Source organism: Herbaspirillum frisingense, assembly GCF_047325095.1.
Classification (GTDB): domain Bacteria; phylum Pseudomonadota; class Gammaproteobacteria; order Burkholderiales; family Burkholderiaceae_D; genus Herbaspirillum; species Herbaspirillum frisingense.
On sequence record NZ_CP168558.1, the window covers coordinates 404042 to 430529 of the forward strand.

Here is a 26488-nt window from a genome sequence, read left to right on the forward strand (position 1 = left end):
CGCTGTGGCCTCAGGCCGCCGCCCGCACGTGGGCCGAGAAGGCCTCCGGTGTCAGCGGGCGGGCCATGTAGTAACCCTGCGCTTCGTCCACGCCCCAGGCGCGCAGCAGTTCCAGGGTCTGCGCCGTTTCCACGCCCTCGGCCACGATGTGGTAGTCCAGTTCCTTGGCCAGCGCGATCAGCGATTGCACGATGCGGCGATCCCTTGCGCTGCTGTCCAGGTGACGGATCAGGGACTGGTCGATCTTCACCACCGAGGCCGGGACCTGCTGCAGGTAGGCGAAGTTGCTGTAGCCGGTACCGAAATCGTCCAGCGCCAGCCCCATGCCCAGGGCGCGGATCTCATGCAGCAGCTTGAGCACGGCCGGGCTGTGCATCCATACCCCTTCGGTGCATTCGATCTCGACCATGGCCGGGTCGATGCCGCTGTCACGACAGCCGCGTTCCAGGCGGCCGATCAGGTCGGACTCCTCGAAATTGGGCGCGGCCAGGTTGATGGCCAGCTTGACCGGCATGCCCTCGTTCTTCCAGGTCGCCATCTGTTGCAGGGCGGCCTGGATCACCCACTCCGATACCGGACGGATCAATGCCGTGCGCTCCACCAGCGGGATGAATTCGGCCGGCGAGATCGGTCCCAGCTCATGGTGCTGCCAGCGCAGCAGCGCTTCGCCGCCGTGATAGCGGTTGCTGCGCAGGTCCAGCTTGGGCTGGTAGACCAGGGCCAGGCCACCCCCCTGCTGGCGCTCCGGCAGCAACGCATCGGGAATATCGTTGAGCAGGCGGAAGCGGCGCTGGTGCATCACGTCGGCATCGGCATCGTAATCGGCCCAGCGTTGCCGGCGCGCCAGGGCTTCGTGCAGGGCGGCCACCGCCTTGCGCGGCGCATCGCGCAATTGCTCGCGGGTCTGCACCACGCTGACGATGCCCCCATAGCTGGGCAGATTCATCGGCACGGCCATGCTGTCGACCGGTTGTTCCAGTGCCGCTGTCATGCCGCGCAGGTGGCCGGCCAGTTGCTCGGCCTTGCCTGCATGCGAGAGCAGCGCGAAACGACCGTCGCTGATGTGATAGACATCGGCCTGGCCCTGCACCAGCGTCTGCAGCCGCGCCCCGACATTGCGGATCAGCTCGTCATGGATACGCGAACCCAGCACGCTGCCGATCTCGAAGGAGGTATGGGCGTCCGGCATGTCGATGTAGGCCAGCGCGCGGGTGCCCGGCTCTGCCTCCTGCAGGGCGCTGTCGGCCGGGACCAGCGAGGCCAGGTCTTCCCGCAACTGGTACTTGTTGGGCATGGCCGTGAGTGGATCGACACGGCCGATGGCTCGCCGCAGCAGCATCTGCGACATCGCCAGCGCAGCCAGCTGCTGAAGCTGCTTGCGCTGGGCTGCATCGAAGGTGCGCGGCACGGTGTCGGTGATGCACAGCGCGCCGATGGCATGGCCCTCGGGCGTGAGCAGGGGCGCGCCCACATAGAAGCGGATATGCGGCGGCCCGGACACCAGCGGATTATTCGCAAAGCGGGCATCGAGAGTGGCGTCTTCCACCACCATCAGCGCACGCTGGCTGACCGTGTGGTCGCAGAAGGACAGCTCGCGCGAGGGAGCGCACATGTCCGGGCCGCTCTGCGACTTGACCCACTGCCGGTCGGCGTCGATGAGCGACACGTACGCCCCGTTGACGCCGAACAGCGAGTGGCACAGGCGGGTGATGTTGTCCAGATCTTCGGAGGAGCCGGTATCGAGCAGATGCAAGGCATGCAGCGCCGCCAGGCGCTGCAGTTCATCGTTCGGCCGGGACAGGGCCGGGTCAGGCATCGCCGTGATCCCCGGCGGCGGCCAGCTGCAAGGGGCGGCTGGTCTGGCTTGCCAGCGAGCGTGGCGGATTGACCTCGACGCTCGGGCGCGACGTCACCGCTGCTGCGGCCGGTGCCGCGGACGAGGAGGGCGCTGCCAGCTGGAATACGTCCACTGCCCGGGTCAGGTGCTGCGCCTGGTCCTGCAGGCTGGAGACGGCGGCACTGGCCTGTTCCACCAGGGTCGCATTCTGCTGGGTCACCTGATCCATCAGGGCGATGGCCTTGTGCACTTCCTCGATGCCCACGCTCTGCTCATGGCTGGCGGTGGAAATCTCGCCCATCACATCGGTGACCTGCTGCACGCTGGCCACGATCTGTTCCATGGTCTCGCCGGCACGTTCCACCAGGCGGGTACCGTTCTCGACGTTGTCGACCGATGCATCGATCAGTTGCTTGACTTCCTTGGCCGCCGCCGCGCTACGCTGCGCCAGGTTGCGCACTTCGGTGGCGACCACGGCGAAACCGCGTCCCTGTTCACCGGCACGGGCCGCTTCCACTGCGGCGTTCAACGCCAGGATGTTGGTCTGGAAGGCGATGCCGTCGATCACGCCGATGATGTCCACGATCTTGCGCGACGAGGTGTTGATCGCAGCCATGGTATCGACCACTTCGTCGACGATGGCGCCGCCCTGCTTGGCGATGTCGGAGGCATTGCGCGCCAGCTGGTTGGCTTCGCGGGCGTGGCCGTCGTTCTGCTTGACGGTGGCTGTCAGCTGCTCCATGGCCGAGGCGGTTTCTTCCAGCGAGGCCGCCTGGTCTTCGGTGCGGGCCGAGAGGTCGCTGTTGCCGGCGGCGATCTGGGCGCTGATGGTGGCCACACCGGCGGCCGCATCACGCACCTCGGTCACGGTATTGCGCAGGTTGATGCTCATTTCGGAGAGCGTCGCCATGATGCTCTGGCGCTTGCCGCCATCGTAGCGGCGCAGGGCCACTTCGTGATACAGCTCGCCACGGTCCACCGCCAGTGCCAGTTGCTTGACCTCGTCCGGTTCGGCACCCAGGGCGCGACCGATGGAGCGTGTGATCAGACCTGCCAGCACGACCCCGGCCACCATGGCGGCTGCCAGCAGTACCAGCATGAACGCCTGGAACCCGCGGGCAGTGCTGCGTGCCTTGGTCGACTCGGCCTGGCTCATGCGTTCCTGCAGGTCGATGAATTTGTTCACCGTGGCCAGCCAGGTGATGAAGGCCGGCTTGGCTTCGCCCAGCATGATCTTGCGGGCGCCGTCGATGTCGCCGCTGTTGCGGGCGGCGATGATGCGTGCCGAAAGCGGCATGGCACGGGCTTCGGCGGCCTTGATCTGGGCCAGGGCGTCGCGCTCGTCGGCGTTGGGGGCATGCGCGCCCTTGTTGGCGAAGATGGCATCCAGGGGCTGCGCCGATTGCTGGTAATCGGCATCGAGCTTGTTGATCAGGGCCACCACGTCCTTGACCTCGGCGTCGTCCACCAGCGTCAGGTCGCGCAGGGCGATGGCGCGGTCGTGGACGCTGCCACGAAAGTTGATGGCATAGCGTTGCTTGACGTTATTGTCTTCGCTGACCGTGGTCAGGCTGCCTTCGATGGCATTGACCTTGCTGATGCTCACCACCGTCAGCACCAGCATCATCACCAGCACCAGCGCAAAACTGAGACCCAGGCGCGCGGCCACGCTGAGCGAACGCCCCTTGTTGTTAGCCTTATCCATGATTTCCCCTGTTGTATGGATTTGATTGTGCGGATGAGATCCGCGGCCGGCGCCCTCTCGCGCCATGGAACACAGTTCGATGATAGGTTGCCCCATGCCCCCCTGCAGGACAAAGAGGGGCATGTTTCCGGACGACCGGCCCCAACCGGTCATCCGCTGTTTCCCGGATCGGCAGCCTATCACGACGGCGGAAAAAATTCTTGGACGTTCTCGGATGGCCTGCCTGCCTCAGGGCAGCTTGCCGGCGCGGTCCAGCAGCAGCCCCAGCACGGCGCAGCATCCGGCGAACAGACCGATCCCGCCGACCACACCCAGACCGAGGATGCCCGCGCCGATGGCGCTGCCCACGGAGAAGCCCAGGTACATGGTGGAGGTATTGAGCGAGAGCGAGACCGAGGCCTGCGAAGGCGGACCGGCCGCGATCAGCCGTGCCATCTGAGCCGGGAAGAAAGCCCATACCGCAAAGCCCCACAGCGCCACGGCCACCAGCACCGGGACTAGCGCGACCTGCGGTGCCAGCCAGGTGGCTGCCGCCAGCGCCCAGAACGACAGTGCCAGCAGCAGCAGGGCGGTACGGACCACGCGCTGCGAGCCGAAGCGGTCATTGAGCATGCCGCCAGTGCTCACGCCCACGGCCGCCGCCACCCCCCACAGGCTGACCGTCAGGCCGATGCCGGTTTCGCCGAAGGCCAGGGTATGTGACAGGTAGGGCGCGATATAGGGATAGGCGGCATAGGCCGCAACCGACCAGAACAGGGTGACGGCCAGCAGGCGACGCACCGCTATCTGCCCGATCACGCCGACCCGCTCGCGCAGGCTGGCCACCTGCAACTGGCCACCGGCCCGGCGATCCACGCCCAGCCAGATACCGACCACCGCCACGGCACCCATTGCCGCCACCGCCAGGAAGGTGGCACGCCAGCCGAAGGCATGCCCCACCACGGAACCCAATGGCAGGCCCAGGGCGATGGCAATGGTCATGCCGCCACTGACGATGGCCAGCGCCCGCCCGCGTTGCTCGGGTCTGACGATGGCGCCGGCCAGGGCATTGGCATTGGGCGTGTAGAGCCCGGCGGCTACCGCCATGAGCAGGCGCGCCAACAGCAGGCCGGCAAAGCTGGTGGACAGGGCCGCCGCCAGGTTGGCCACGGTGAAGATGCCCATGGCGCCGATGAGCACATTGCGGCGATTGACGTTGGCCGACAGCACCGTGGTGATGGGCGAACTCAGGGCCAGCACCAGGGTGAAGACGATCACCAGGCTGGCCACGACCGACACGCTCATGCCGAAGTCGGCCGCCATGCGCGGCAGCAAGGGGGCGATCATGAAGCCCTCGGTACCGATGGCAAAGGTACCCAGGGCCAGGAAACCGGCCGTCAGCAGGGAGCCCGGATGGGGCGGTGCGGAGCCGGCAGCGGCCTGTGGTGCAGGCGCAGTGGTGTCAGGGGTGGGGGTGGGAGCAGGTTTCATGCTGTTTATCGCTGGCAAGGTGGGGCGGCCGGCCTGCCCGGCGCAGCAGGTGATTGCTGGCGCCGCAGACCGGCCGCTGCCGGGAGGTCGGATGGGACCGGACGAGGTCGGATAAGACCGGCTCAGACCGGGATCGGGTTGGCGATCAGCGCTTCGTTGAAACCGTTGACCAGCGCGTGCTCGTTGGCGCCCGGGTTGTCACGCAAGGGCTTGATGGCGTCGACCAGGATTTCCTCGTCATCGCTGGCCAGCTTGGCCATGGTTTCGGCGATGAAGGCATCCAGCGGCATGGCACGCGGATCACCGCTCTTCTTGACCAGGTCGGTGTCGACCCAGGGCGGTGCGATTTCCTGCACCCGCACGTTGGTCTGGCGCAGCATGAAGCGCTGCGACAGCGCGTAGGAGTGCAGGGCTGCCTTGGTGGCCGAATACACGGCGGTCACCGCCAGCGGCACATAGGCCAGCACCGAGGTGTTGTGGATGATGGTGGCGCTCGGCTGGGCCTTGAGCAGGTCGATCAGGGCCGAACTCAGGCGGATCGGGCCCAGCAGGTTGGTGTTGATGATGTTGCGGCTGACTTCATCGTCGATGATGCCGCCGGCGTCGTCGAAGGGCATGATGCCGGCATTGTTGATCAGCACGTTGAGCCCCGGATGGCGCGCCTTCAGGGTGGCGGCTGCGGCTTCGATGCTGGCCAGCTCCGAGACGTCGAAGGCGATTGCCTCCATGCCCGGATTGGCGGCGGTGACTTCGTCCAGCAGCGCCTGGCGGCGGCCGCCGATGATGACCTGGTTGCCCAGCTTGTGGAAGGCCTCTGCCAGGGCGCGGCCGATGCCGGAGGTACCACCGGTGATGAAGATGACGTTGTCGGTAAGTTTCATGATGTTGCCTTTCTGAAGAGAAGGTCGTAAGGGGGCTGTGGAGGACTGCGCAGGGACAGTCGTTCCCGATCGAATCGTTGGTGTCTGGATTGGCTGCGGTCAGGTCGGCCGCGATAGTGGATCAATACAGGGCAGCTCAGTGCGCGGCCGTGTAGCGCGCTGCCGGGACATTGGCCGAGAGTTTGCTGGCCAGGCCCTGGCGGGCGGTCTCGAAGCGGGTCCAGGCGTCTTCCTCGTGCAGCGACGGGATGGTCACCAGTTCGCCGCGCTGGAAGCCGACCAGGGCGGCATCGACCATCTGGTCGGCCGGCATGACGATGGCCGGGTCCAGGTGTTCCACCGGCAGTCCGCCGATGGCCCAGAAGTCGGTCGCGGTGGCGCCGGGCAACACGGCCTGCACCTGCACGCCCTTGGCCGCCAGTTCATGATGCAGCGATTGCGAGAACGCCAGCACGAAGGCCTTGCTGCCACCATAGACGCCGTTGAGTACCTCCGGCGCCACGCCGACGATGGAGGAGATATTGATGATCGCGCCCTGGCCGCGTGCCACGAAGCCGGGGACCACGGCATAGGTCAGGCGGGTCGGCGCGGTGACGTTCAGGGCGATCATGTCGGTCATGTGATCGACATTGCTCTGCAGCAGCGGGGTGTGGGTGCCGATGCCGGCATTGTTGACCAGCAGGGTGATGCTGGCATCGCTGCGCAGCTTGTCTTCCACCAGCGCCAGCGACTGGGCCTGGCCCAGGTCGGCTTCCAGCACTTCCACGGTACGGCGGGTGTCGTTGCTGATGTGCTGGGCCAGAGCATTGAGGCGCTCGCGGTTGCGGGCCACCAGGATCAGGTCGTAGCCCAGGCGGGCGAGGCGGTCGGCATACAGGGCGCCGATGCCGGACGAAGCGCCGGTGATGAGGGCGGTACCGCGCTGGGTGGTGGCTTGGGACTGGGTCATGATGTTCTCCTTGGGGTTGTCGGTTGCGATGGAGAGCATCTTATGGCGGCGGCCGATATCCGGAATGACGTAGAAGGTGGTGTTTTCGGACATCCTGACCGGATCCCGTCACCGGTCCCGCGACCGCCTCAATGTGCGGCGCTGCTGGAAAAGATGTTGATCACCAGCACCCCGGCCACGATCAGGGCGATCCCGGCCACTGCCGGCCCGTCCAGGCGCTGGTGGTGGATCAGCCAGGCCGCCAGCGTGATCAGCACGATCCCCACCCCCGACCAGATGGCATAGGCGACGCTGGTGGGCATGCTGCGCAGGGTCAGCGAGAGGCAATAGAAGGACAGGCCATACCCGAGCACCACCACCAGGGCCGGCAGCACGCGGGTCATGCCGTCGGAAGACTTGAGGGCGGTGGTGGCGATGACTTCGGCGACGATGGCCACGGCCAGGGTCAGGTAAGGCGAGGAGGCGGGCGAGGAAAGGGACATGGGGGGCTCCTGTGTAAAAAATGGCGGCGGACAGTGTCCGTTTGCGGACGCTGAAGTGTCACGGAAACGGACACCTGTCCGCAAGTTGAGTTCCTAAGTGATTGAATATAAAGGGATTCGTGGCAGGCATGGGGTTTGCAAAAGAGGGAATACCTCTCACCCCTCAAGGAGTTGTCATGAATCTCTCTTCATCCCCGCTTTCAGCCTCGCTGCGCTCGCTGGCAGCTGCCTCGACCCTGGCCGTGCTGACTTCACTGGTGGCCGCCCATGCCCAGGCACTGCCACCCCCGCCGGCGCCCCTGCCCGGTCCGGTCCCCGCTGCGGGCATGGCGGCGCCTGCCGTGCAAACGCCACCAGCCACCTATGAAGCCGCCCTGACGGCCCAGGCCCCGGTCACCGAAGGCCGCGTCAGCCGCCTGTTGATCAATCCCTATGGTGAGGTCGATGGCCTGCTGGTGGGTGAGCGCACCGTGGTCAAGTTCCCGCCGCACCTGTCGCAGACCTTGCAGGGTGTGGTCAAGCCGGGGCAGTCGGTGCGCGTGTTCGGCCAGGGTGAAGGGGCCGGCACCATCAAGGCCGATGCCATCGTCAATCTCGCCACCGGCCAGACCGTGATCGACCGTCCGCCCGCCTTCGACGCCAACCCGCCGCTGCCGCCCCATCTGCGCGCGGCGCAACTACGCCAGCTGTCGGTGCGCGGCAAGATCGCCATGGTCCTCACCGGCCCGCGTGGCGAAGCCAACGGCGTCATCCTCGATGACGGCAGCATCGCCCGCTTTGCGCCCGACAGCGTGCGCATGTCGCTGGAACCCGGCGCGCCGTTTGCTGCCAATGGCTTGGGCACCCGCAACAGCATGGGTACCGCCATCGAGGCCATTGATGTCGGTGCCAGTGCGGACAGCGTGCAACCCTTGTACAGCCGGGTGCGCTGAGGCTGCCCTGCCTGGCTGAGTTGGTCGAGTTGGCTGCGTCACTGATGGTCCCGTCGATGCGCAGCGGATGGCCTTGTGCCATCGGTTGCGCCTCTTTTCCTTGTTGTCGTCATTTTCATAAAGAACAAAAAACATGTCGCCCAAAGTCCTTCCCATCGTCTTCCTGATCATCTCCAACGTCTTCATGACCTTTGCCTGGTACGGCCATCTCAAGTTCGAGAACCGTCCGCTGTACCTGGTGATCCTGGTCAGCTGGATGACCGCCCTGGCCGAATACTGCTTCGCCGTCCCCGCCAACCGCATCGGCCACAGCGTCTACAACGCCGCCGAACTCAAGACCATGCAGGAGGTGATCACGCTGGTGGTGTTCTCGATCTTCTCGGTGCTCTACCTGGGTGAGCAGTTCACCATCAACCATCTGGTCGGGTTTGGCTGCATCTGCCTGGGTGCCTTCTTCATCTTCAAGGGGCCGATAGGATGAACGCCAAGGCCGGCTCCATCGCCTGGCTGTCCAGGCTGAACTTCTTCCTGGCCGACGTGCGCGACGGTCTCGGGCCTTTCCTCGGGGTCTTCCTGATGGGGCAGGGCTGGGCCGCCGACGACATCGGCTATGTGATGACGCTGGGCGGCATCGCCGGCATGCTCGCCACCACACCGGCCGGCGCGCTCACCGATGCGGTGCGCGCCAAGCGCCTGGTGGTCGGGCTGGGATCGGTGCTGGTGGTGGCCGGCTCCTTGCTGCTGCTGGTGGCCCCCAGTTTCACGCTGACCGCCATTTCCCAGGTTGGCACCGGCATCGTCGGCGCCGTCATCGGCCCGGCCATCGCCGGCCTCACCCTGGGCATCGTCGGCCAGCAGGGTTTGCCCGCCCAGCTCGGGCGCAACGAAGCCTGGAACCACGCCGGCAATGTCTTCTCGGCGGCCCTGGCCGGTGCGCTCGGTTACTACTGGGGCCTGCCGGCGGTGTTCGTACTGATGGCGGTGATGGCGCTGGCTTCGCTGGTCTGCCTGTCGCGTATCCGCCCGCAGGACATCGATCACGACGTCGCCCGTGGGCTGGACCCGGAACGCGCTGCAGCGGACCCGCCGGTCTCCACCTGGCGCGTGCTGGTCGCCTCGCGGCCGCTGATGCTGCTGGCCCTGGCCATGATGCTGTTCCACCTCGGTAATGCGGCGATGTTGCCCTTGCTGAGCCAGTCGGTGGTGGCGCGTGGCGGTGCCGATCCGGCGCTCTATACCGCGCTCACGGTGATCGTGGCGCAGCTGGTGATGATCCCCACGGCGCTCCTGACAGGCCGCTTCGCTGAACGCCAGGGCTACTGGCTGCCCATCACCATCGCCCTGCTGGCATTGCCGGTGCGCGGCCTGGTGGCCGGCGTGTGGGATTCACCCTGGGCGCTGCTGCCGGTGCAGATGCTCGATGGCGTCGGTGCCGGCCTGCTGGGCGTGGCCTTGCCGGGTTCGGTGGCGCGCATCCTGCAGGGCAGCGGCCATATCAACATCGGCCTGGGCGCGGTTACCACCATCCAGTCGGTCGGCGCGGCGCTAAGCCCGGCCCTGGCCGGTGTGGTCGCCAAGCACTACGGCTATGGCGCCGCGTTTGCCGCGCTGACGGGGATTGCCGTGCTGGCGCTGCTGGTGTGGGGATGGCTGGCGGAGCGGCGTGATCATGCACCGGGTGGCAGGCCGGCCGTGATGACGGAATAGTCCACGCTATGGCTTCTCGTCCCGACGCAATTCCAGGAAATACGCCGGCGACCAGGGCCTGAGCGCCACGATCATGGCAGTGCCGGTGCGCCGTTCCAGCGGCAGCGATAGAATCGAGACCACCACGGCTGACTCGGTGTTCGCCTTTCTTCAGTAATCGGGCATTGAGGCCAGCCATTTCGTGATCCGGGGCGCTTCCGCGCCTGCGGTAGCCGACTGACCGGAATGTCCATGCGCCTGACCTCCTTGCTGATTGTTGTCCTTGCCCTCATCCCTCTGGTGACCCAGGCGGCAGGCGACCCCGTAGCCGGGCGCGCCGCCTTCGCCAAGTGCGCCAGCTGCCATGCAGTCGGACCCTCGGCCCGCGCCGGCTTCGGTCCGCAACTGAGTAACGTGATCGGCCGCAAGGCCGGTTCCACCGCGGATTTCAAGTATTCGCCGGCCATGGCCGGTGCCGGCTTCGTCTGGACCGAGGACAAGCTGCGCGCCTTCCTCAAGGCGCCCAGCGAGGTGGTGCCGGGCAACAAGATGCGTTTCTGGGGCATCGGCAGCGATCGCCAGATCGACGACATCCTGGCCTACCTGCGCAGCGTCCGTCAGCCCTGAAAGAGCGGCCTTCAGCCGTACGGCGGCAAGCCCATGCGCCGCCGCGCCAGATGGATGGAACCGTTGCGCACCGCCCAGCGCAGTGGCTGTGCGGCCACCAGTACCGAGCGTCGCAGCAGCTCCCGACGCCACGGCGGACGCGGCGTGACCCCCAGCATCTCTTGCGCCCAGGGCGGCAGCAGGTCCACTCCGGCGCGCATCATCAGGCGCGTCCATGGTTGCGCCAGCGCGTTCGGCGCGGGGGCATTCAATACCAGCTGCAAGGTCTTGCGGGTGCGTTCGTCGCAGCGCAGTTCGGGGCGCATCGCCTGGATGTATCCGTCCACTGCCATCTGCGAACGCGGTACCTCGCGCGCGCCCAGTGCCTCGGCGACCCGGGCGATCTCGTCGAAATACTGGTCCTGGCGCACCGCCGGAAAGTCCGGCCGACGATAGCGCAGATAAGCCTGCAGGAAGCAATGCACCTCGGCCACATGCACCCAGGTCAGCAGATCAGGATCGCTGGCGGAATAGGCGCGTCCATCCGGCGCCACGCCCTTGACCACGAGATGGATGCGCTTGACCCGCTCGATGAGGCGCTCGGCGTCGGCGCGACTGCCGAAGGTGGTGCCGGCGATGAATTGTGCAGTGGCGCGCAGGCGCGCCAGCATGTCGGCCTGGAAGTTGGAGTGATCCCACACCCCGGCCAGTGGTAGCGGATGCAACATCTGCAACAGTAAAGCCGCCACGCCGCCGGTGAGCATGGCCGTGAAATCGCTGTGGACCTGCCAGGCTGCCGAGTCCGGACCGAACAGGCCGGGGTCGCCCGGCGGCTGCAGGAAGTCGGCACTGCCGGGGCCGCGGCTGATGGAGAGGACACTGGCTTCGATGCGCTGGCGCAGGAATTCCATGATGCAGGAGAGTGCGGGGACAAGGTAAGGGAAGGGCAGTGTGCCATAGCGGCGCGGTTCCTGCCGGTCGCCACATGTGGCGATTTTCCGGTTGCGCTTGCAGCCGGTGAGAAGTCTTTTGCTGACATTTCTGTCAGAAAGCGATTTGTCGAAAAGCCTTCTGCAAGGCGGCTCCGAGGCCGCTACAATAGCCCTCGCCGCACGGCCCACGAAGAATAAAACCGGGCCCCGGCAAGCTCATCGGATTCAGGGAACGCAGACCGGCGACCGGGGAAAAGCGCCAGCCTGCGCCACATAGAACAAAGCACAGCAGGAGAGGACGGCCGGGGCCGCACGGGGCGCCGGTTCATGGCATGGGCAAGCTGCAGACGCAGGCTGCCCGGTCGATCCTGCCCGCCTTACAGGGATAGCAGTTCATGAACATGGTCGCGCTGGCGTTGCGCCGCCCGTACACCTTCATCGTGATGGCCTTGCTGATCGTGCTGGCCACGCCATTGACGCTGAAGAACATGGCCACCGACATCTTCCCCGAGATCAATATCCCGGTGGTCTCCATCATCTGGAACTACAACGGCCTGTCGGCGCAGGAGATGGGGCAGCGCATCGCCGCCCAGAACGAGCGCGGGCTCACCACCGTGGTCAGCGACATCGAGCACATCGAGTCGCAATCCCTGGCCGGGGTGTCGGTGATCAAGGTGTTCTTCCAGCCCAAGGCCAATATCCAGCAGGCGATCGCTCAGGTGGTGGCCTCGGTGCAGACCCAGGTGCGCCAGCTGCCGCCGGGGATCACGCCGCCGCTGGTGATCAAGTATTCCGCCTCCAGTATCCCGGTGATGCAACTGGCACTGTCTTCGCCGACGCTGCCCGAGCAGACCGTGTTCGATGCTGCCGTCCAGACCCTGCGTCCACAGCTGGTCACCATTCCCGGCGTGGCAGTGCCTTACCCGTATGGCGGCAAGAGCCGGTTGATCTCCGTGGACCTGGATACCCAGGCCCTGCAGTCGCGTGGCCTGGCCCCCATCGACGTGGTCAACGCCATCAATACGCAGAACCTGATCCTGCCCTCCGGCACGGCCAAGTTCGGCGGCACCGAGTATTCGGTCAAGATCAACGGTTCGCCCGAAGCCGTGGCCGGTCTCAACGAACTGCCGGTGCGCACCACCAACGGCGCCACCATCTACCTCAAGGATGTGGCCAACGTGCGCGACGGCTTCTCGCCGCAGACCAACGTGGTGCGCCAGGACGGCGCGCGCGGCGTGCTGCTGTCCATCTTGAAGAACGGCGGCGCCTCCACCCTGGACATCGTGGACAACCTGCGCAAGCTCTTGCCCACCGCGGCCCAGACCCTGCCTGAAGACATCAAGATCACGCCGCTTTTTGACCAGTCGCTGTTCGTGAAGGCGGCCGTGACCGGCGTCATCAGCGAGGCGCTCATCGCCGCCGGCCTGACGGCGGCCATGGTGCTGCTGTTCCTGGGCAACTGGCGCAGCACGCTCATCATCGGCCTGACCATTCCGCTGTCCATCATGGCGGCGATCCTGATGCTGGCCGCCCTGGGCGAGACCCTGAACCTGATGACCCTGGGCGGCCTGGCGCTCTCGGTGGGCATCCTGGTGGACCAGGCCATCGTCACCATCGAGAACATCGAGCGCCACCTGCACCTGGGCAAGCCGCTGCACGACGCCATCACCGTCGGCGCCGGCGAGATCGGTGTGCCGGCCTTCGTGGCCACGCTGTGCATCTGCATCGTGTTCGTGCCGATGTTCTTCCTCTCCGGCGTGGCGCGTTTCCTGTTCGTGCCGCTGGCCGAAGCCGTGGTCTTTGCCATGGCCGCCTCCTACATCCTCTCGCGCACCCTGGTTCCGACCCTGGTGATGCTGCTCATGGGTAGCCACGGCCAGGTCGACAGCGCCAAGGCCAGTCTGCTGCAGCGCCTGTACCGCGCCTTCGACAACCGCTTCGAGCGGGTGCGCCATGGCTATACGCTGGTGCTGTCCTCGCTGCTGGCGCACCGGCGCCGCTTCGCGCTGGGCTTCCTGGGGTTCTGCCTGCTGTCCTGCCTGCTGTATCCCTTCCTCGGCCGCGACTTCTTCCCCAACGTGGATGGCGGCCAGATCCGCCTGCACATGCGCATGCCCACCGGCACCCGCATCGAGGAAACCGCACGTGCCGCCGACGAGGTCGAGCGCGTCATCCGCAGCCTGATCCCGGCCTCCGAACTGGAGACCATCCTCGATAACCTGGGCGTGCCCAATTCCGGCATCAACCTGTCCTACAGCAATGCCGGCACCATCGGCACCCTCGACGGCGAAATCCTGATGGCCCTGAAGGAAGGCCATCGCCCCACCGAGGAACTGGTGTCCATGCTGCGCGAGCAATTGCCGCGCCGCTTCCCGGGCATCGAGTTCTTCTTCCAGCCGGCCGACATCGTCACCCAGATCCTGAACTTCGGCCTGCCCGCGGCCATCGACGTGCAATTCACCGGCCCCAACATGGAAGCCAATGCGCGCCTGGCGGCTGAGCTGACGCGCAAGATCAGGCAGATTCCCGGCGCCGTGGACGCCCACGTGCACCAGCGACTGGACGGCCCCTCGCTGGACCTGCGCATGGATCGCACGCGCCTGCAGCAGTTCGGCCTGTCGGCTTCCAATGTCGGCCAGAACCTCCTGATCGCCCTGTCCGGCAGTTCGCAGACGCAGCCGGCCTTCTGGCTCAATCCCAATAACGGTGTGGTCTACAGCATTGCGGTGCAGTCCCCGCAATACCAGGTCGATTCGCTCGATTCCCTGCTCAATATCCCGGTCGGGGCGGGCGCCAATGCCACCACCCCGCCGCAACTGCTGGGCAACCTGGTCGATGTGCATGCCGGACGCCAGATGGCCGTGGCCTCGCGCTACAACATCTCGCCGGCCATCGATGTCTATGTCAGCGTGCAGGGGACCGACCTGGCCAGCGTGGCCGACAAGGTGACGGCCCTGGTGGAAGAGATCAAGCCCAGGCTGGCCCGTGGGAGCCAGGTGGTGATCCGCGGCCAGGTGGAAACCATGCAGTCTTCCTTCATCGGCCTGGGCGTCGGCCTGGCCATGGCCATCGTGCTGGTGTACCTGCTGGTGGTGGTCAACTTCCAGTCGTGGGTGGACGCCGCCATCATCATCGCCGCGCTGCCTGCCGCACTGGCCGGCATCGCCTGGATGCTCTTCATCACCGGCACCACGCTCTCGGTGCCGGCCCTGACCGGCGCCATCATGACCATGGGCGTGGCCACCGCCAACAGTATCCTGATCGTGGCCTTTGCGCGGCAGCGCCGGGAAGAGGGCGCCACCCCGCTGGCGGCCGCGCTGGAAGCCGGCTCCACCCGTATCCGCCCGGTGCTGATGACGGCACTGGCCATGATCATCGGCATGATTCCCATGGCCCTGGGCCTGGGCGAGGGTGCCGAACAGAACGCGCCGCTGGGGCGTGCCGTGATCGGTGGGCTCATGCTGGCCACCGTATCGACCTTGTTTTTCGTGCCGGTGGTGTTTGCCGGCGTGCATCAGAGACTGGCCCGCCGCGCCGACAAGCGCCGCCATCCCGTGGCCGGGCCCGCGCATCAGGAGTCTTGAACCATGTCGCATGACCGTCATTCCGAACTCGGCATCCACCCTCTTTCCGAGGGCGAGCCGCAACAGCGCCAGCAGATGATGAAGCGCGCCCGGCTGGTGCTGGTGGTGGTGCTGATCCTGCTGGCCGCAGGCGCGGCGCGTACCATCATCAGCCGCACGGCCAACGCACGCGCCCTGGAAGCCGGCACCGCCGAGCGCGCCAAGGTGTTCGTGCGCGTGACCGAAGCCCGCAGCAGCGCCGATGGCCAGACCCTGGCCCTGCCGGGGACCTTGCAGGGTTTTGTGCAGTCTCCCATTTCGGCGCGTTCCGGCGGCTACCTCAAGCGCTGGTACAAGGACATCGGCGCCGAGGTCAAGAAGGGCGAGCTGCTGGCCGAACTGGATACCCCGGAAATCGACCAGCAACTCTCGCAGGCCCTGGCCGCCCGTCAGCAGGCCGCCTCCAGCATGGAACTGGCCAAGAGCTCGATGGCCCGCTGGGAGGCCCTGCGCAAGAAGGATGCGGTCTCGCAGCAGGAACTGGATGAACGCCGCAGCGCCTTCGCCCAGGCCAGCTCCAACCTGGCGGCAGCCGACGCCAACGTCGAACGGCTGCGCCAGGTGGAGGGCTTCAAGCGCATCGTGGCACCGTTCTCGGGCATCATCACGCGCCGCAACGTGGACGTGGGCGACCTGATCGATCCGGGCGCAGGGCGCTCGCTGTTCGTGCTCTCGCAGACCGATCCGCTGCGGGTCTATGTCAACGTGCCGCAGTCCTATGCCAACCTGGTCAAGCCGGGCCAGCAGGTCACGGTCACCCAGTCCGAACTGCGTGGCCGCAAGTTCGAAGGCAAGGTGGCGCGCACCGCCGGGTCGATCGATACTGCGACCCGTTCCATGCAGATCGAGGTGACCCTGGCCAATGCCGATAACGCGCTGCTGCCCGGCGCCTTCGTACAGGTGGCGTTGCCCCTGAAACCCAGCGGCGCGCTGCTGGTCGCAGCCGATACCCTGATGTTCCGGCGCGATGGTTCGCTGGTGGCGGCCGTCGATGAGCAGAACAAGGTACAGCTCAAGAAGGTCAGGCTGGGGCGCAACTTCGGGCTCACTGTGGAAGTGCTGGAGGGCTTGAGCGGCAAGGAAAAACTGATCCTCAATCCCTCCGATTCGCTGTCCGAAGGTGACCAGGTCGAACCCACCCTGGAGCAGGCCGCCCCAGCGAAGAAGGCCGCATCATGAAGCTGCGCCGCCCGCCGGTCGTCCTGGTCATGCTGACCTGCGCCCTGGCGCTCGCTGCCTGCGCCAGCGGCCCCGATTACGTCAAGCCGACGCTGGACATGCCCGCCGCCTGGACGCCGGAAGCCCCCTGGCGCAGCATGCAGCCGCAGGATGAGGTCGCGCGCGGCCCCTGGTGGGAGCGCTTCGGCGATGCCCAGCTCAATGCCCTGCAGCAGCAGGCGCTGGCCGGCAACCAGACGCTGGCGATTGCCACGGCGCGGCTGGCCCAGGCACGGGCGCAACTGGATGTGAGCGGAGCGGCGCAGGCGCCGCAGGTCGGCATCAGCAGCCGTGCCGCGCGTGCGCGCATCTCGGCCAACCGGCCGCTGACCAACTACAATTCGCCCAATTACGCGACCGTACAAAACGATTTCGCGCTGGGCTTGACTGTCAGTTACGAACTGGATTTCTTCGGCCGGGTACGACGCTCGGTGGAAGCGGCCGGCGCCACCCTCCAGCAATCGGCTGCCGATCTCGAAAACACCCGCCTCCTGATCAGCGCCGACCTGGCCAGCAACTATTTCAACCTGCGTGAACTGGATGTCGAACTGGACGTGGTCCGGCGCGCCATCGAACTGCAGCGCAAGGCGCTGGACCTGGCCACGTCGCGGCACGACCTGGGCGCCACTTCCGGACTGGACGTGGCCCAGCAACAGGCTCTGCTCGACACCACGCTGACCCAGGTCGACCTCCTGGGCCGCCAGCGCGCCCAGTACGAGCATGCCATCGCTACCCTGACCGGCACCCCCGCCCCGGGCTTTGCGATCGCCCCCTCGCTGGCGCCGATCGCCTTGCCGGCCATCCCGCTAGGTGTGCCCTCGGACGTGCTGGAGCGTCGCCCTGACGTGGCCTCGGCCGAGCGTGCCATGGCTGCCGCCAATGCCCAGATCGGTGTGGCCAGCGCGGCCTTCTATCCCAGCTTCATGCTGCAACCCTCGTATGGCGTGGACAGCCGCAACTGGGGCGCGCTCTTCAACGCGCCCAGCGTGCTCTGGTCACTCGGAGTATCGGCCTCGCAAAGCCTGTTCGATGCCGGCCGCCTGCGCGCCGGCGTGGACTTCAGCAAGGCTGGCTACCAGGCTACCGTGGCCGGTTACCGGCGCACCGTGCTGACCGCCATGCAGGAAGTGGAAGATGGCATCACCGGTATCGCGGCCCTGGACCGTGCCTATCGGCAATCCCAGTCGGCCATCGCTAGTGCGCGTCGGGTGCTGGACATCGCCACCAGCCGCTACGAAGGTGGTGCCACGCCCTATCTCGATGTAATCACCGCGCAACAGTCCCTGCTCAACAGCGAGCGCCAGGCGGCGCAATTGATGGGTCAACGGCTGCTGGTGTCGGTGTTCCTCATCAAAGCGCTCGGTGGAGACTGGCAGGATCGTCGTGAGAGTGCGCCGCAGGTCGGTAGCTCGTCGGCACCGGCACTTGCTCAATTGCCAATCTTATCGCCGCAAGAGAACGACTGATATGATGGCCTGACCAGTTTGATCGGCCGGAAAGCCGCTTGCTGACAGGCTTGTCAGTTCTGCATGGCAAGTACGGCAATTGCCCGGTAAACCCCCGCGTAATCAGCGATATGGCCCGTTCACGACCTGCCTAGAATCGACTCTGCATTCCAGCACTGTGAGAATAACGAGGCAGACATGAACTGGTTCAACAATCTGAAGATCGCCCGGAAACTGATCCTTTCCTTTGCCGCCGTCATCATCCTGACGGTCATCCTGGGGATCTTTGCGATCCGCGAGCTCAAGGCGGTGAACCAGGCCTCCACCGACATGGCCAGCAACTGGCTGCCGACCATCAAGGCGGCGCAGGCGATCCAGGCGTCCCTGCCGCGCATGCGCATCTCCGAACTGCAGATGATCACCGCGGCCAACCCTGCCGAACGCGAAGATGCGCTCAAGGCCATCAAGTCGCGCCTGGAGATCCTGGCCAAGCAGCGCGCCACCTACGAAAAGCAGATTTCGGAGGCCGAGGAAAAGCTGGTCTACGAAAAATTCTCCAAGAATTTCGCCAGCTATCTTGAGATCAACCGCAAGCTCGCCGACATCTCCGGCCAAGGCAAGGAAGAAGACGCCCGCGCCATGTTCAAGGGCGACTCCAACAAGACCTTCCGCAGCATGCTGGAAAACATGGACGAGATCGTCAAGATCAACGACGCCGGCAGCGCCCGCTCCGACCAGGACGCCAGCGACGTGTTCGACGCTGCGCGCAAGTGGATCATCGGCCTGCTGGTGGCCATCGTGGTGATTGCCTTTGCCCTGGCCGCAGCGGTGGCACGCGCGGTATCGCGTCCCCTGAACGAAGCGGTGAGCGTGGCCGAGCGGGTGGCGCAGGGCGACCTGACGGTGGAAATCCAGTCCCACAGCAAGGACGAGACGGGCATGCTGATGCATTCCCTGCGCGCCATGAATGACAGCCTGCACAAGATCGTCTGCGAAGTGCGCACCGGCACCGATGCCATCACCACCGCCTCGCAGGAAATCGCCACCGGCAACCTCGACCTGTCTTCGCGCACCGAGCAACAGGCCGGCTCCCTGGAAGAGACCGCCTCGGCCATGGAAGAACTGACCTCCACCGTCAAGCAGAACGCCGACAACGCCCGCCAGGCCAACCAGCTTGCGGCCTCGGCCTCCGACATCGCCAGCCAGGGGGGCGAAGTAGTGCACCAGGTGGTGCAGACCATGGAAGGCATCACCGAGAGTTCCAGCCGCATTGCCGACATCATCAGCGTGATCGACGGCATCGCCTTCCAGACCAACATCCTGGCGTTGAACGCGGCGGTGGAAGCGGCCCGTGCCGGCGAGCAGGGCCGCGGTTTCGCCGTGGTGGCCTCGGAAGTGCGCTCACTGGCCCAGCGTTCGGCCTCGGCGGCCAAGGAGATCAAGCAGCTCATCGATGATTCGGTGGAAAAGGTCGGCGCCGGCAGCCAGCTGGTCGAGCGCGCCGGCGCTACCATGAGCGAGGTGGTCGCCAGCGTGCGCCGCGTCACCGACGTGGTGGCCGAGATCAGCGCCGCCAGCCACGAGCAGAGCACCGGCATCGAGGAAATCAACCGCGCCATCACCCAGATGGACGAAGTCACACAGCAGAACGCCGCGCTGGTGGAAGAAGCCGCTGCCGCCGCGCAGTCGCTACAGGACCAGGCCGGACGGCTGACGCAGGTGGTCAGCGTGTTCAAGATCCAGCGCTGAAACCTACATACGAGGTTTGCATGACCGCCAAGGTGGTCATGCGTACGCCGTTTACGATGGACTCATTGCGACGGCAACTCGAAGCAATACCCCACCCCGTACACCGCCTGGATCGCGTTATGACCAGGGAAGAACGGTTCCAGCTTGCGCCGCAGGTTCTTGATGTGGGTATCGATGACGCGGTCGGTGACCGGGCGGTCGTCGTCGTGCAGGTGGTTGAGCAACTGCTCGCGTGAAAATACCTGGCCCGGTGCGGCGGCGAAGGTCTTGAGCAGGCGCAGTTCCAGTGGCGTCAGGTTCAGCGGCTCGCCGCGCACGCTGGCCTGGTGCCGCAGTTCGTCGATGTGCAGCAACTCCGCAGCGGTCGGGCTCGTCTGTGCCTGTGCGCGTTGCACCAGCGCATTGCGCCTGAGCATGGACTTGACCCGCGCCACCACTTCACGCGGCGAAAACGGTGCCTTGCTGATGTAGTCGTCCGCACCCAGTTCCAGACCACGTAGGCGGTCCTCTTCTTCGGCGCGGGCGGTCAGCATCAGGATGGGCACGTCGCAGAAGCTGCGCAGGCGACGGCAGATTTCCCAGCCATCCATTCCCGGCAGCATGATATCGAGCAGGATCAGGTCCGGGCGCTGCTGCTGCACCGCCTCGACGACGGCATCGCCCCGCGCCACATGGCGTGACCGGTAGCCGGCTGCGGCGAGATATTTCTGCAGCAGTTCGGCCAGCTTGGGCTCGTCCTCGACGATGAGGATGTTGGCGCTCTGGGGCGGCTGGAAGTGGAAGGTTTCGCTCATGGCTGCTCCTCGAACCGCGCCGGCAGCACCACCGTGACGCGCAGGCCTCCCGTGGGCGAGGCGCTGGCCGCGATGCTGCCCTGGTGCGCATCGACGATGCGGCGGCAGATCGCCAGCCCGAGTCCGGCGCCACCACTGGCGCGATTGCGCGAACTCTCGACCCGGAAGAAGCGCTCGAACAGGCGCGCCATCGCCTCCGGCGGCACGCCCGGCGCGCTGTCGTCGAAGACCAGATGCCAGTGCTGTTCCTGCAGGCTGGCCTGCAGGTGCAGGCCGCCGCCGGCATCGGTGTAGCGCAGGCTGTTTTCGAAGAGGTTGTTGAATAGTTGCTGCAGGCGCGCGCCATCGGCATGCACCGGCATGGCCGCCGGCAGTTGTGCCGTCAGGGTCAGGCCGCGCTGGCTGAAGCGCTCGCCATAGACCTGCACGCTGGTACGCAACAGCGGCAAGAGATCCATGTCCGTCTGGCGATAGGCCAGCGCACCGGCGTCCGCCAGCGACAGGTCGTAGAGATCGCCGACCAGCTTGTTGAGATGTTCCACCTCGCTCTTGAGCGAGCGCAGGGTCTGCGCGTCCGGTTGCATGACGCCGTCTTCCAGTGCTTCCAGCTGACCGTTGAGGATGCCCAGCGGCGTGCGCAGCTCATGCGAGACGTCGGCCATGAATTCGCGCCGCAGTTGCTCGTTGCGCTCCAGTGTCATGGCCAACTGGTTGAAGTCCTGCGCCAGTCGTCCCACTTCATCGCCGGACTCGACCTCCACCCGGGTTGCGTAGTCGCCGCCGGCCAACCGGTGGGTGGCGCGCGCCACGCGGGTGAGCGGGCGCGTCAGCACGCCGGAGATGCGCACCACCAGAAACGCCGCCAGCATCACCGCCACCACCGCAATGATGAGCTGGGCCAGGAACTGGCTCTGCTGGAAGCGCAGGTCGATGGCGCCGATCACGTTTTCGAAGGGCGTCTGCGCCACCCAGCCCACGATCACGTCGTCCAGCAGCAGCGGTCGCAGGCGCGCATCGGGACCGATGTTGGGATAACCGATCACCAGCTGCCGATGGGCATCCAGCAAGGAAAAACGCAGCGTGGCGCCGGTCAGGTCGGAGGCGGTCAGCGGCGGTCCCGGCGGGGGTGTTACGCCGTTGTGCTCGACGATGGCCGGTTTCATCAGTTCGAACCAGACCCGTGGCTGGCCGCGGATGAAGTCCCAGTTGCCATGCTCGCGATAGGCCTGCTCCAGGCGCGGCACCATGTCTTCCATGCGTTGCTGGGCCTGTTCGTTGAGATAGCCGAGGAAGTCGCGATTGAAGATGTAGTGCCCGGCGCCATTGATGGCGGCGATCAGCGCCACGATCAGCGCCAGCATCGCGTAGAACAGTTTCAGGCGGATGTTGGCGCGGTGGAAGAAGCGGTCGGACAGCGCCGCCAGCGAGTGGGCGATGGACTTGAACACGGGAGCCGGGAATGACAGGACAAGGCGCCAGCTTAACAAGATAGTCGCATGGCGGCGAGGGCCGGGGAGTGATCTGTTTCATTCCGGGAAGAAAGTGGCTGCGCTCAAATTTCCTTCACATTTGCTTTCCATAATCACAGGTCCGATAGCTCATTGCGCCCGGATTACTTGCCCATGGCGGCAGGTGTTCCTGGCAGAAAGCCGCCCAGATGCCCGATTTCCGCTCCCAAGCCTTGCCCCTGCTGCGCCAGAATCCACCCCGCCTGCTGCGCACCCTGACCCTGGCCGCCCTGCTGGCCCTGACCCTGGCGGCCTGCTCCCGCTCCGGCGAGGCGCCCAAGGCAGCGGCCCAGGCCGAGGTCGGTTACGTGGTGGTCAAGGCCCAGCGACAGGCAGTGACCACCGAATTGCCCGGCCGTACCAGTGCCTACCTGGCCGCCGATATCCGCCCGCAGGTGGGCGGCATCATCCAGAAGCGGCTGTTCAAGGAGGGCGCCAAGGTCAAGGCCGGTCAGCCGCTGTACCAGATCGACCCGGCCAGCTACCAGGCGGCCTACGACAGTGCCAAAGCATCGCTGCTCAAGGCCGAGGCCACGCTGGCTTCGTCCAGGCTGAAGGCCCAGCGCTACGCCGAACTCAACAAGATCGACGCCGTTTCCAAACAGGATAACGACGACGCCCAGAGCACCCTGCGCCAGAACCAGGCCGACGTCGAGGTGCAGAAGGCGGCGGTGCAGACGGCGGCCATCAACCTGCAGTACACCAAGATCCTCTCGCCCATTTCCGGACGTATCGAGAAGTCTTCGGTCACGCCCGGCGCGCTGGTCACCGCCAGCCAGACCACGGCGCTGACCACCGTGCAACAGATCGATCCGATCTACGTGGACGTCACCCAGTCCACGGTGGATCTGCTGCGTCTGCGCCGCGAACTGGCCAGCGGCCAGATCCGCAAGAGCGGCGAGAATGCCGCCCAGGTCAAGATCCTGCTGGAAGACGGCTCCGCCTACGACCGCACCGGCCGGCTGGAATTCACCGGCCTGTCGGTCGATACCGGTACCGGCATGATCACCCTGCGCGCAGTGGTCCCCAACCCGGACGGTGTGTTGCTGCCAGGCGCCTATGTACGGGCGGTGCTGGAGGAGGGCGTGGACGAGCATGCCCTGCTGGTGCCGCAAAAGGCGGTCAGCCGTGACCAGACCGGTGCGGCAACGGCCCTGGTGCTGGGCGCCAATGGCAAGGTGGAGCAGCGTCTGGTCACCGTGGCGCGTGCAGTGGGTAACAACTGGTGGATCAGCAAGGGCTTGAAGGAGGGTGACAAGCTCATCGTCGATGGCCTGCAGAAGGTGCGCACCGGCGATACCCCGCGTGCCATCGACATCACCGACAGCCTGAAGAAGGACCTGGCCAGCGAGGCCGCCGCCGCTGCTGCCGATCCCTCGCTGGGAGGCGATGCCGACAACGCTGATACAGACGCTGGCAATAACGCTGCCAGCCCCGCCAGCCCCGCCACCACAGGCGCCACCACCACCGACAACGCCGCCGGCGCCAAGTCGAAGTAAGCGGGGCGCACATGGCACGTTTCTTCATCGACCGGCCCATCTTCGCGTGGGTCATCGCCATCATCATCATGCTGGGTGGCCTGATGGCCATCCGTTCCTTGTCGCTGGAGCAGTATCCTGACATCGCCCCGCCCAAGGTCAACATCAAGGCCACCTATACCGGTGCCTCGGCCAAGACCCTGGAGGATTCGGTGACCCAGGTCATCGAGCAGCAGATGAAGGGCCTGGACAACCTGCAATACATGTCGGCCAGCTCCAGCTCGGCCGGCAGCGCCACGGTGTCGCTCACCTTCACCGCCGGCACCAATCCGGACGTGGCGCAGATGCAGGTGCAGAACAAGCTGCAGCAGGTCACGGCGCGGCTGCCGCAGGCGGTGCAGAACAATGGTGTGACCGTCACCAAGGCGTCCACCGACATCCTGATGGTGTTGTCGTTGACCTCGGATGATCCGCGCATCACCAGCATCGATATCGGCGACTTCATCAGCAGCACCTTGACCGACCAGATCAGTCGGGTCGAGGGCGTGGGTGACGTCACCGCCTTCGGGACCAACTATGCGATGCGCATCTGGATCGATCCCGCCAAGCTGCAGAAATATGCGCTGATGCCGTCCGACGTCACCAGCGCCCTGGAAGCCCAGAACACCGAAGTCTCCGCTGGCGAGATCGGTGCGCTGCCGGCCCGGCCCGGCCAGCAGATCAATGCCACCATCACCGCGCGCAGCAAGCTGACCACGCCCGATGAATTCCGCAACATCATCGTCAAGTCATCGGCCGATGGTTCGCTGGTCAAGCTTTCCGACGTGGCGCGGGTGGAGCTCGGTGGCGAGAGTTACCAGGTGGCCTCGCAGCAGAACGGCAAGCCGTCCTCGGCGCTGGCCATCCAGCTGGCCACCGGCGCCAATGCGCTGGCCACGGCCGATGCGGTCAAGCAGAAGATGGCCGAGCTGGAGCCGTACTTCCCGGCCTCCATGAAGCTCAAGACCAATGTCGCCTATGACACCACGCCGTTTGTGAGGGTGTCCCTGGAAGAGGTGGTCAAGACCCTGATCGAAGCCATCGTGCTGGTGGTGCTGATCATGTACTTGTTCCTGCAGAACCTGCGGGCTACCTTCATCCCGGCCATCACGGTGCCGGTGGTGCTGCTGGGGACCTTCGGCATCCTCGCCATGTTCGGCTATTCGATCAACACGCTGACCATGTTCGGCCTGGTGCTGGCCATCGGCCTGCTGGTGGACGATGCCATCGTGGTGGTCGAGAACGTCGAACGCCTGATGAGCGAGGAAAAACTCAGTCCCCGTGAGGCTACCCGCAAGTCCATGCAGGAGATCACCGGCGCGCTGGTGGGCATTGCCATGGTGCTGTCGGCGGTGTTCATTCCGATGGCCTTCTTCGGTGGCTCCACCGGCGTGATCTATCGCCAGTTCTCCATCACCATCGTCTCGGCCATGGCGCTGTCGGTGATGGTGGCGCTGACCCTGACCCCGGCGCTGTGCGCCACACTGTTGAAGCCCCATGCCGCCGGCCATGTGCAGCAGGGCCGTTTCTTCACCTGGTTCAACCGCACCTTCGATCGCAGTGCCACGCGCTACCAGGGTGGCGTGGCCGGCCTGCTGCAGCGTGGCAAGCGCGGCCTGCTGATGTATGCCCTGATCGCGGCGGCCATGGCGATCCTGTTCATGCGCCTGCCGACATCCTTCCTGCCGGAAGAGGACCAGGGCGTGCTGATGGCGCAGATCCAGCTGCCTACCGGCGCCACGGCCGAGCAGACCGCCACCGTGGTCAAGACCGTGCAGGAATACTTCATGAACAAGCCGGAGTCGGTCGATTCGGTGCTGGCCATCGTCGGTGCCGGCGTGGGCGGCAATAGCCAGAACGGTGCGCGGGCCTTCATCCGCCTCAAGCCCTGGGATGCGCGCACGGGGACTGACCAGTCGGCCTCGGCTCTGGTGCGTCGTGCCAATGCGGACCTGTCCAAGATCCGTGGCGCGCGGGTGTTCCTGATGAACCCGCCGGCGGTGCGTGGCCTGGGTCAGAGTTCCGGCTTCGACCTCGAACTGAAGGACGTCGGTGGTGTGGGTCACGATGCCCTGTTGAAGGCACGCGACCAGTTCCTGCAGCTGGCGCGCAGCAATGCGCTGTTGGCCAACGTGCGCACCACCGGCCTGGACGATACGCCGCAGCTGCGCGTGGCCATCGATGACCGCAAGGCTGATGCGCTGTCGATTGCGACCGCCGATATCAATGCCACCCTGGCCACCGCCATGGGCGGTACCTACGTCAACGACTTCCTCAGCAATGGCCGGGTCAAGAAGGTCTATGTGCAGGGCGATGCGCCGTTCCGCATGCAGGCCGATGACCTCAACCGCTGGTATGTGCGCAACTCGGCCAGCCAGATGGTGCCGTTCTCGGCCTTCATGAGCAGCAAATGGACCTATGGACCGTCGCTGCTGGAGCGCTACAACGGCGTGTCTTCCTTCGAGATCGTCGGTGAACCGGCGGCCGGGGTGAGTTCGGGGACCGCCATGGCGGAGGTGGAAAAGCTGGTGGCGCAACTGCCGGCGGGCATCGGTTTCGAGTGGACTGGTTCGTCCTACCAGGAGCGGCTCTCGGGCAACCAGGCACCAATGCTGTATGCGATTTCCATCCTCTTCGTGTTCCTCTGCCTGGCAGCGCTCTACGAGAGCTGGTCGGTTCCCTTCGCGGTGATCCTCGCGGTGCCGCTGGGGATTGTGGGTACCGTGCTGCTCACCGGTGTCTTCGGCATGTCCAATGACGTGTATTTCCAGGTCGGCCTGCTGACCACGGTGGGCCTGTCGGCCAAGAACGCGATCCTGATCGTGGAATTTGCCAAGCAGTTGCACGAGTCCGGCAAGAGCCTGCGCGATGCCACGCTGGAGGCGGTGCAGCTGCGCCTGCGGCCGATCCTGATGACCTCGCTGGCGTTCATGTTCGGCGTGCTGCCACTGGCCCTGGCCAGCGGTGCCGGCTCGGCCAGCCGCCGTGCCATCGGTACTGGTGTGCTGGGCGGGATGCTGTCGGCCACCATGCTGGGCATCTTCTTCGTGCCCTTGTTCTATTACCTGATCGGCACCTGGCTGGACCGCCGCGCCGCGGCCAGACCGCGCCGGGATGACGATCACGCCATGCCAAAGGAGGGCCTGTGATGATG

The 26488-nt window shown here is 65.7% G+C and carries 19 protein-coding genes; 10 read left to right on the forward strand and 9 right to left on the reverse strand.

Going from position 1 to position 26488, the window contains the following annotated elements; translation table 11 throughout:
- Positions 1-10: 10 nt before the first annotated feature.
- The 6 genes from ACEOAC_RS01885 to ACEOAC_RS01910 all read right to left on the reverse strand — a co-directional run bounded on the left by ACEOAC_RS01885 (position 11) and on the right by ACEOAC_RS01910 (position 7324).
- Positions 11-1816: an EAL domain-containing protein gene (locus ACEOAC_RS01885; RefSeq protein ID WP_413445374.1), complete on the reverse strand. Its 1806-nt coding sequence runs from the start codon at positions 1814-1816 to the stop codon at positions 11-13.
- Positions 1809-3542, reverse strand: coding sequence for a methyl-accepting chemotaxis protein (locus ACEOAC_RS01890; RefSeq protein ID WP_413445373.1), 1734 nt, complete (start codon positions 3540-3542; stop codon positions 1809-1811). Before ACEOAC_RS01890 ends, ACEOAC_RS01885 begins: the two co-directional genes overlap by 8 nt.
- 228 nt (positions 3543-3770) lie before the next feature.
- The gene (locus tag ACEOAC_RS01895) at positions 3771-5012 is read right to left on the reverse strand and encodes an MFS transporter (protein ID WP_413445372.1); all 1242 of its coding nucleotides are present in this window, start codon (positions 5010-5012) and stop codon (positions 3771-3773) included.
- Positions 5013-5134: 122 nt separating this feature from the next.
- Positions 5135-5893 (reverse strand): SDR family oxidoreductase, encoded by a 759-nt coding sequence (locus tag ACEOAC_RS01900; RefSeq protein WP_413445699.1) that lies wholly within the window; start codon positions 5891-5893, stop codon positions 5135-5137.
- Positions 5894-6029: 136 nt separating this feature from the next.
- A complete protein-coding gene (locus ACEOAC_RS01905) occupies positions 6030-6842 on the reverse strand; it encodes an SDR family NAD(P)-dependent oxidoreductase (RefSeq protein WP_413445700.1) in 813 nt (270 codons plus the stop codon).
- 128 nt (positions 6843-6970) lie between these two features.
- Positions 6971-7324 (reverse strand): DMT family transporter, encoded by a 354-nt coding sequence (locus ACEOAC_RS01910; RefSeq protein WP_006461161.1) that lies wholly within the window; start codon positions 7322-7324, stop codon positions 6971-6973.
- Between the two features lie 176 nt (positions 7325-7500).
- Between ACEOAC_RS01910 and ACEOAC_RS01915 the strand changes: the two genes are divergently transcribed.
- The 4 genes from ACEOAC_RS01915 (at position 7501) to ACEOAC_RS01930 (ending at position 10569) form a co-directional block, all read left to right on the forward strand.
- Positions 7501-8256 carry a hypothetical protein gene (locus tag ACEOAC_RS01915; protein WP_077234859.1) on the forward strand — a complete coding sequence of 252 codons (756 nt, stop codon included), beginning with the start codon at positions 7501-7503 and terminating at the stop codon, positions 8254-8256.
- A 133-nt stretch (positions 8257-8389) separates the two neighbouring features.
- A complete protein-coding gene (locus tag ACEOAC_RS01920; RefSeq protein ID WP_413444960.1) occupies positions 8390-8737 on the forward strand; it encodes a DMT family protein in 348 nt (115 codons plus the stop codon).
- Entirely contained in the window at positions 8734-9963 is a 1230-nt protein-coding gene (locus ACEOAC_RS01925; RefSeq protein WP_413444961.1) for an MFS transporter, read from the forward strand. The genes ACEOAC_RS01920 and ACEOAC_RS01925 overlap by 4 nt, the downstream gene beginning before the upstream one ends.
- 231 nt (positions 9964-10194) lie before the next feature.
- Positions 10195-10569 (forward strand): c-type cytochrome, encoded by a 375-nt coding sequence (locus tag ACEOAC_RS01930; RefSeq protein WP_241812978.1) that lies wholly within the window; start codon positions 10195-10197, stop codon positions 10567-10569.
- 11 nt (positions 10570-10580) lie between these two features.
- Here the strand turns inward: ACEOAC_RS01930 and ACEOAC_RS01935 are convergent, their stop codons facing one another.
- Entirely contained in the window at positions 10581-11459 is an 879-nt protein-coding gene (locus ACEOAC_RS01935; RefSeq protein WP_182995047.1) for an oxygenase MpaB family protein, read from the reverse strand.
- A gap of 416 nt (positions 11460-11875) precedes the next feature.
- Here ACEOAC_RS01935 and ACEOAC_RS01940 point away from each other — a divergent pair, with 416 nt between their 5' ends.
- From ACEOAC_RS01940 to ACEOAC_RS01955, 4 genes are all read left to right on the forward strand, one after another.
- Entirely contained in the window at positions 11876-15064 is a 3189-nt protein-coding gene (locus ACEOAC_RS01940) for an efflux RND transporter permease subunit (protein WP_413444962.1), read from the forward strand.
- 3 nt (positions 15065-15067) lie between these two features.
- On the forward strand, positions 15068-16282 hold the full coding sequence (locus ACEOAC_RS01945) for an efflux RND transporter periplasmic adaptor subunit (RefSeq protein ID WP_006461171.1): 1215 nt from the start codon (positions 15068-15070) through the stop codon (positions 16280-16282).
- Positions 16279-17787 (forward strand): efflux transporter outer membrane subunit, encoded by a 1509-nt coding sequence (locus tag ACEOAC_RS01950; RefSeq protein ID WP_413628659.1) that lies wholly within the window; start codon positions 16279-16281, stop codon positions 17785-17787. Before ACEOAC_RS01945 ends, ACEOAC_RS01950 begins: the two co-directional genes overlap by 4 nt.
- Before the next feature lie 177 nt (positions 17788-17964).
- Positions 17965-19515 carry a methyl-accepting chemotaxis protein gene (locus ACEOAC_RS01955; RefSeq protein ID WP_006461173.1) on the forward strand — a complete coding sequence of 517 codons (1551 nt, stop codon included), beginning with the start codon at positions 17965-17967 and terminating at the stop codon, positions 19513-19515.
- 62 nt (positions 19516-19577) lie between these two features.
- On the opposite strand, the gene ACEOAC_RS01960 is transcribed toward ACEOAC_RS01955, so the two are convergent.
- Both ACEOAC_RS01960 and ACEOAC_RS01965 read right to left on the reverse strand, forming a co-directional pair.
- Positions 19578-20309, reverse strand: coding sequence for a response regulator (locus ACEOAC_RS01960; RefSeq protein ID WP_413445517.1), 732 nt, complete (start codon positions 20307-20309; stop codon positions 19578-19580).
- On the reverse strand, positions 20306-21757 hold the full coding sequence (locus tag ACEOAC_RS01965; protein ID WP_254426883.1) for an ATP-binding protein: 1452 nt from the start codon (positions 21755-21757) through the stop codon (positions 20306-20308). The genes ACEOAC_RS01960 and ACEOAC_RS01965 overlap by 4 nt, the downstream gene beginning before the upstream one ends.
- Positions 21758-21966: 209 nt before the next feature.
- On the opposite strand from ACEOAC_RS01965, the gene ACEOAC_RS01970 reads away from it, so the two are divergent.
- The gene (locus tag ACEOAC_RS01970) at positions 21967-23316 is read left to right on the forward strand and encodes an efflux RND transporter periplasmic adaptor subunit (RefSeq protein WP_413445082.1); all 1350 of its coding nucleotides are present in this window, start codon (positions 21967-21969) and stop codon (positions 23314-23316) included.
- A gap of 11 nt (positions 23317-23327) precedes the next feature.
- Complete coding sequence (locus tag ACEOAC_RS01975) at positions 23328-26483, forward strand: efflux RND transporter permease subunit (RefSeq protein ID WP_413445083.1); 3156 nt, start codon at positions 23328-23330, stop codon at positions 26481-26483.
- The last annotated feature ends 5 nt before the right edge of the window (positions 26484-26488 follow it).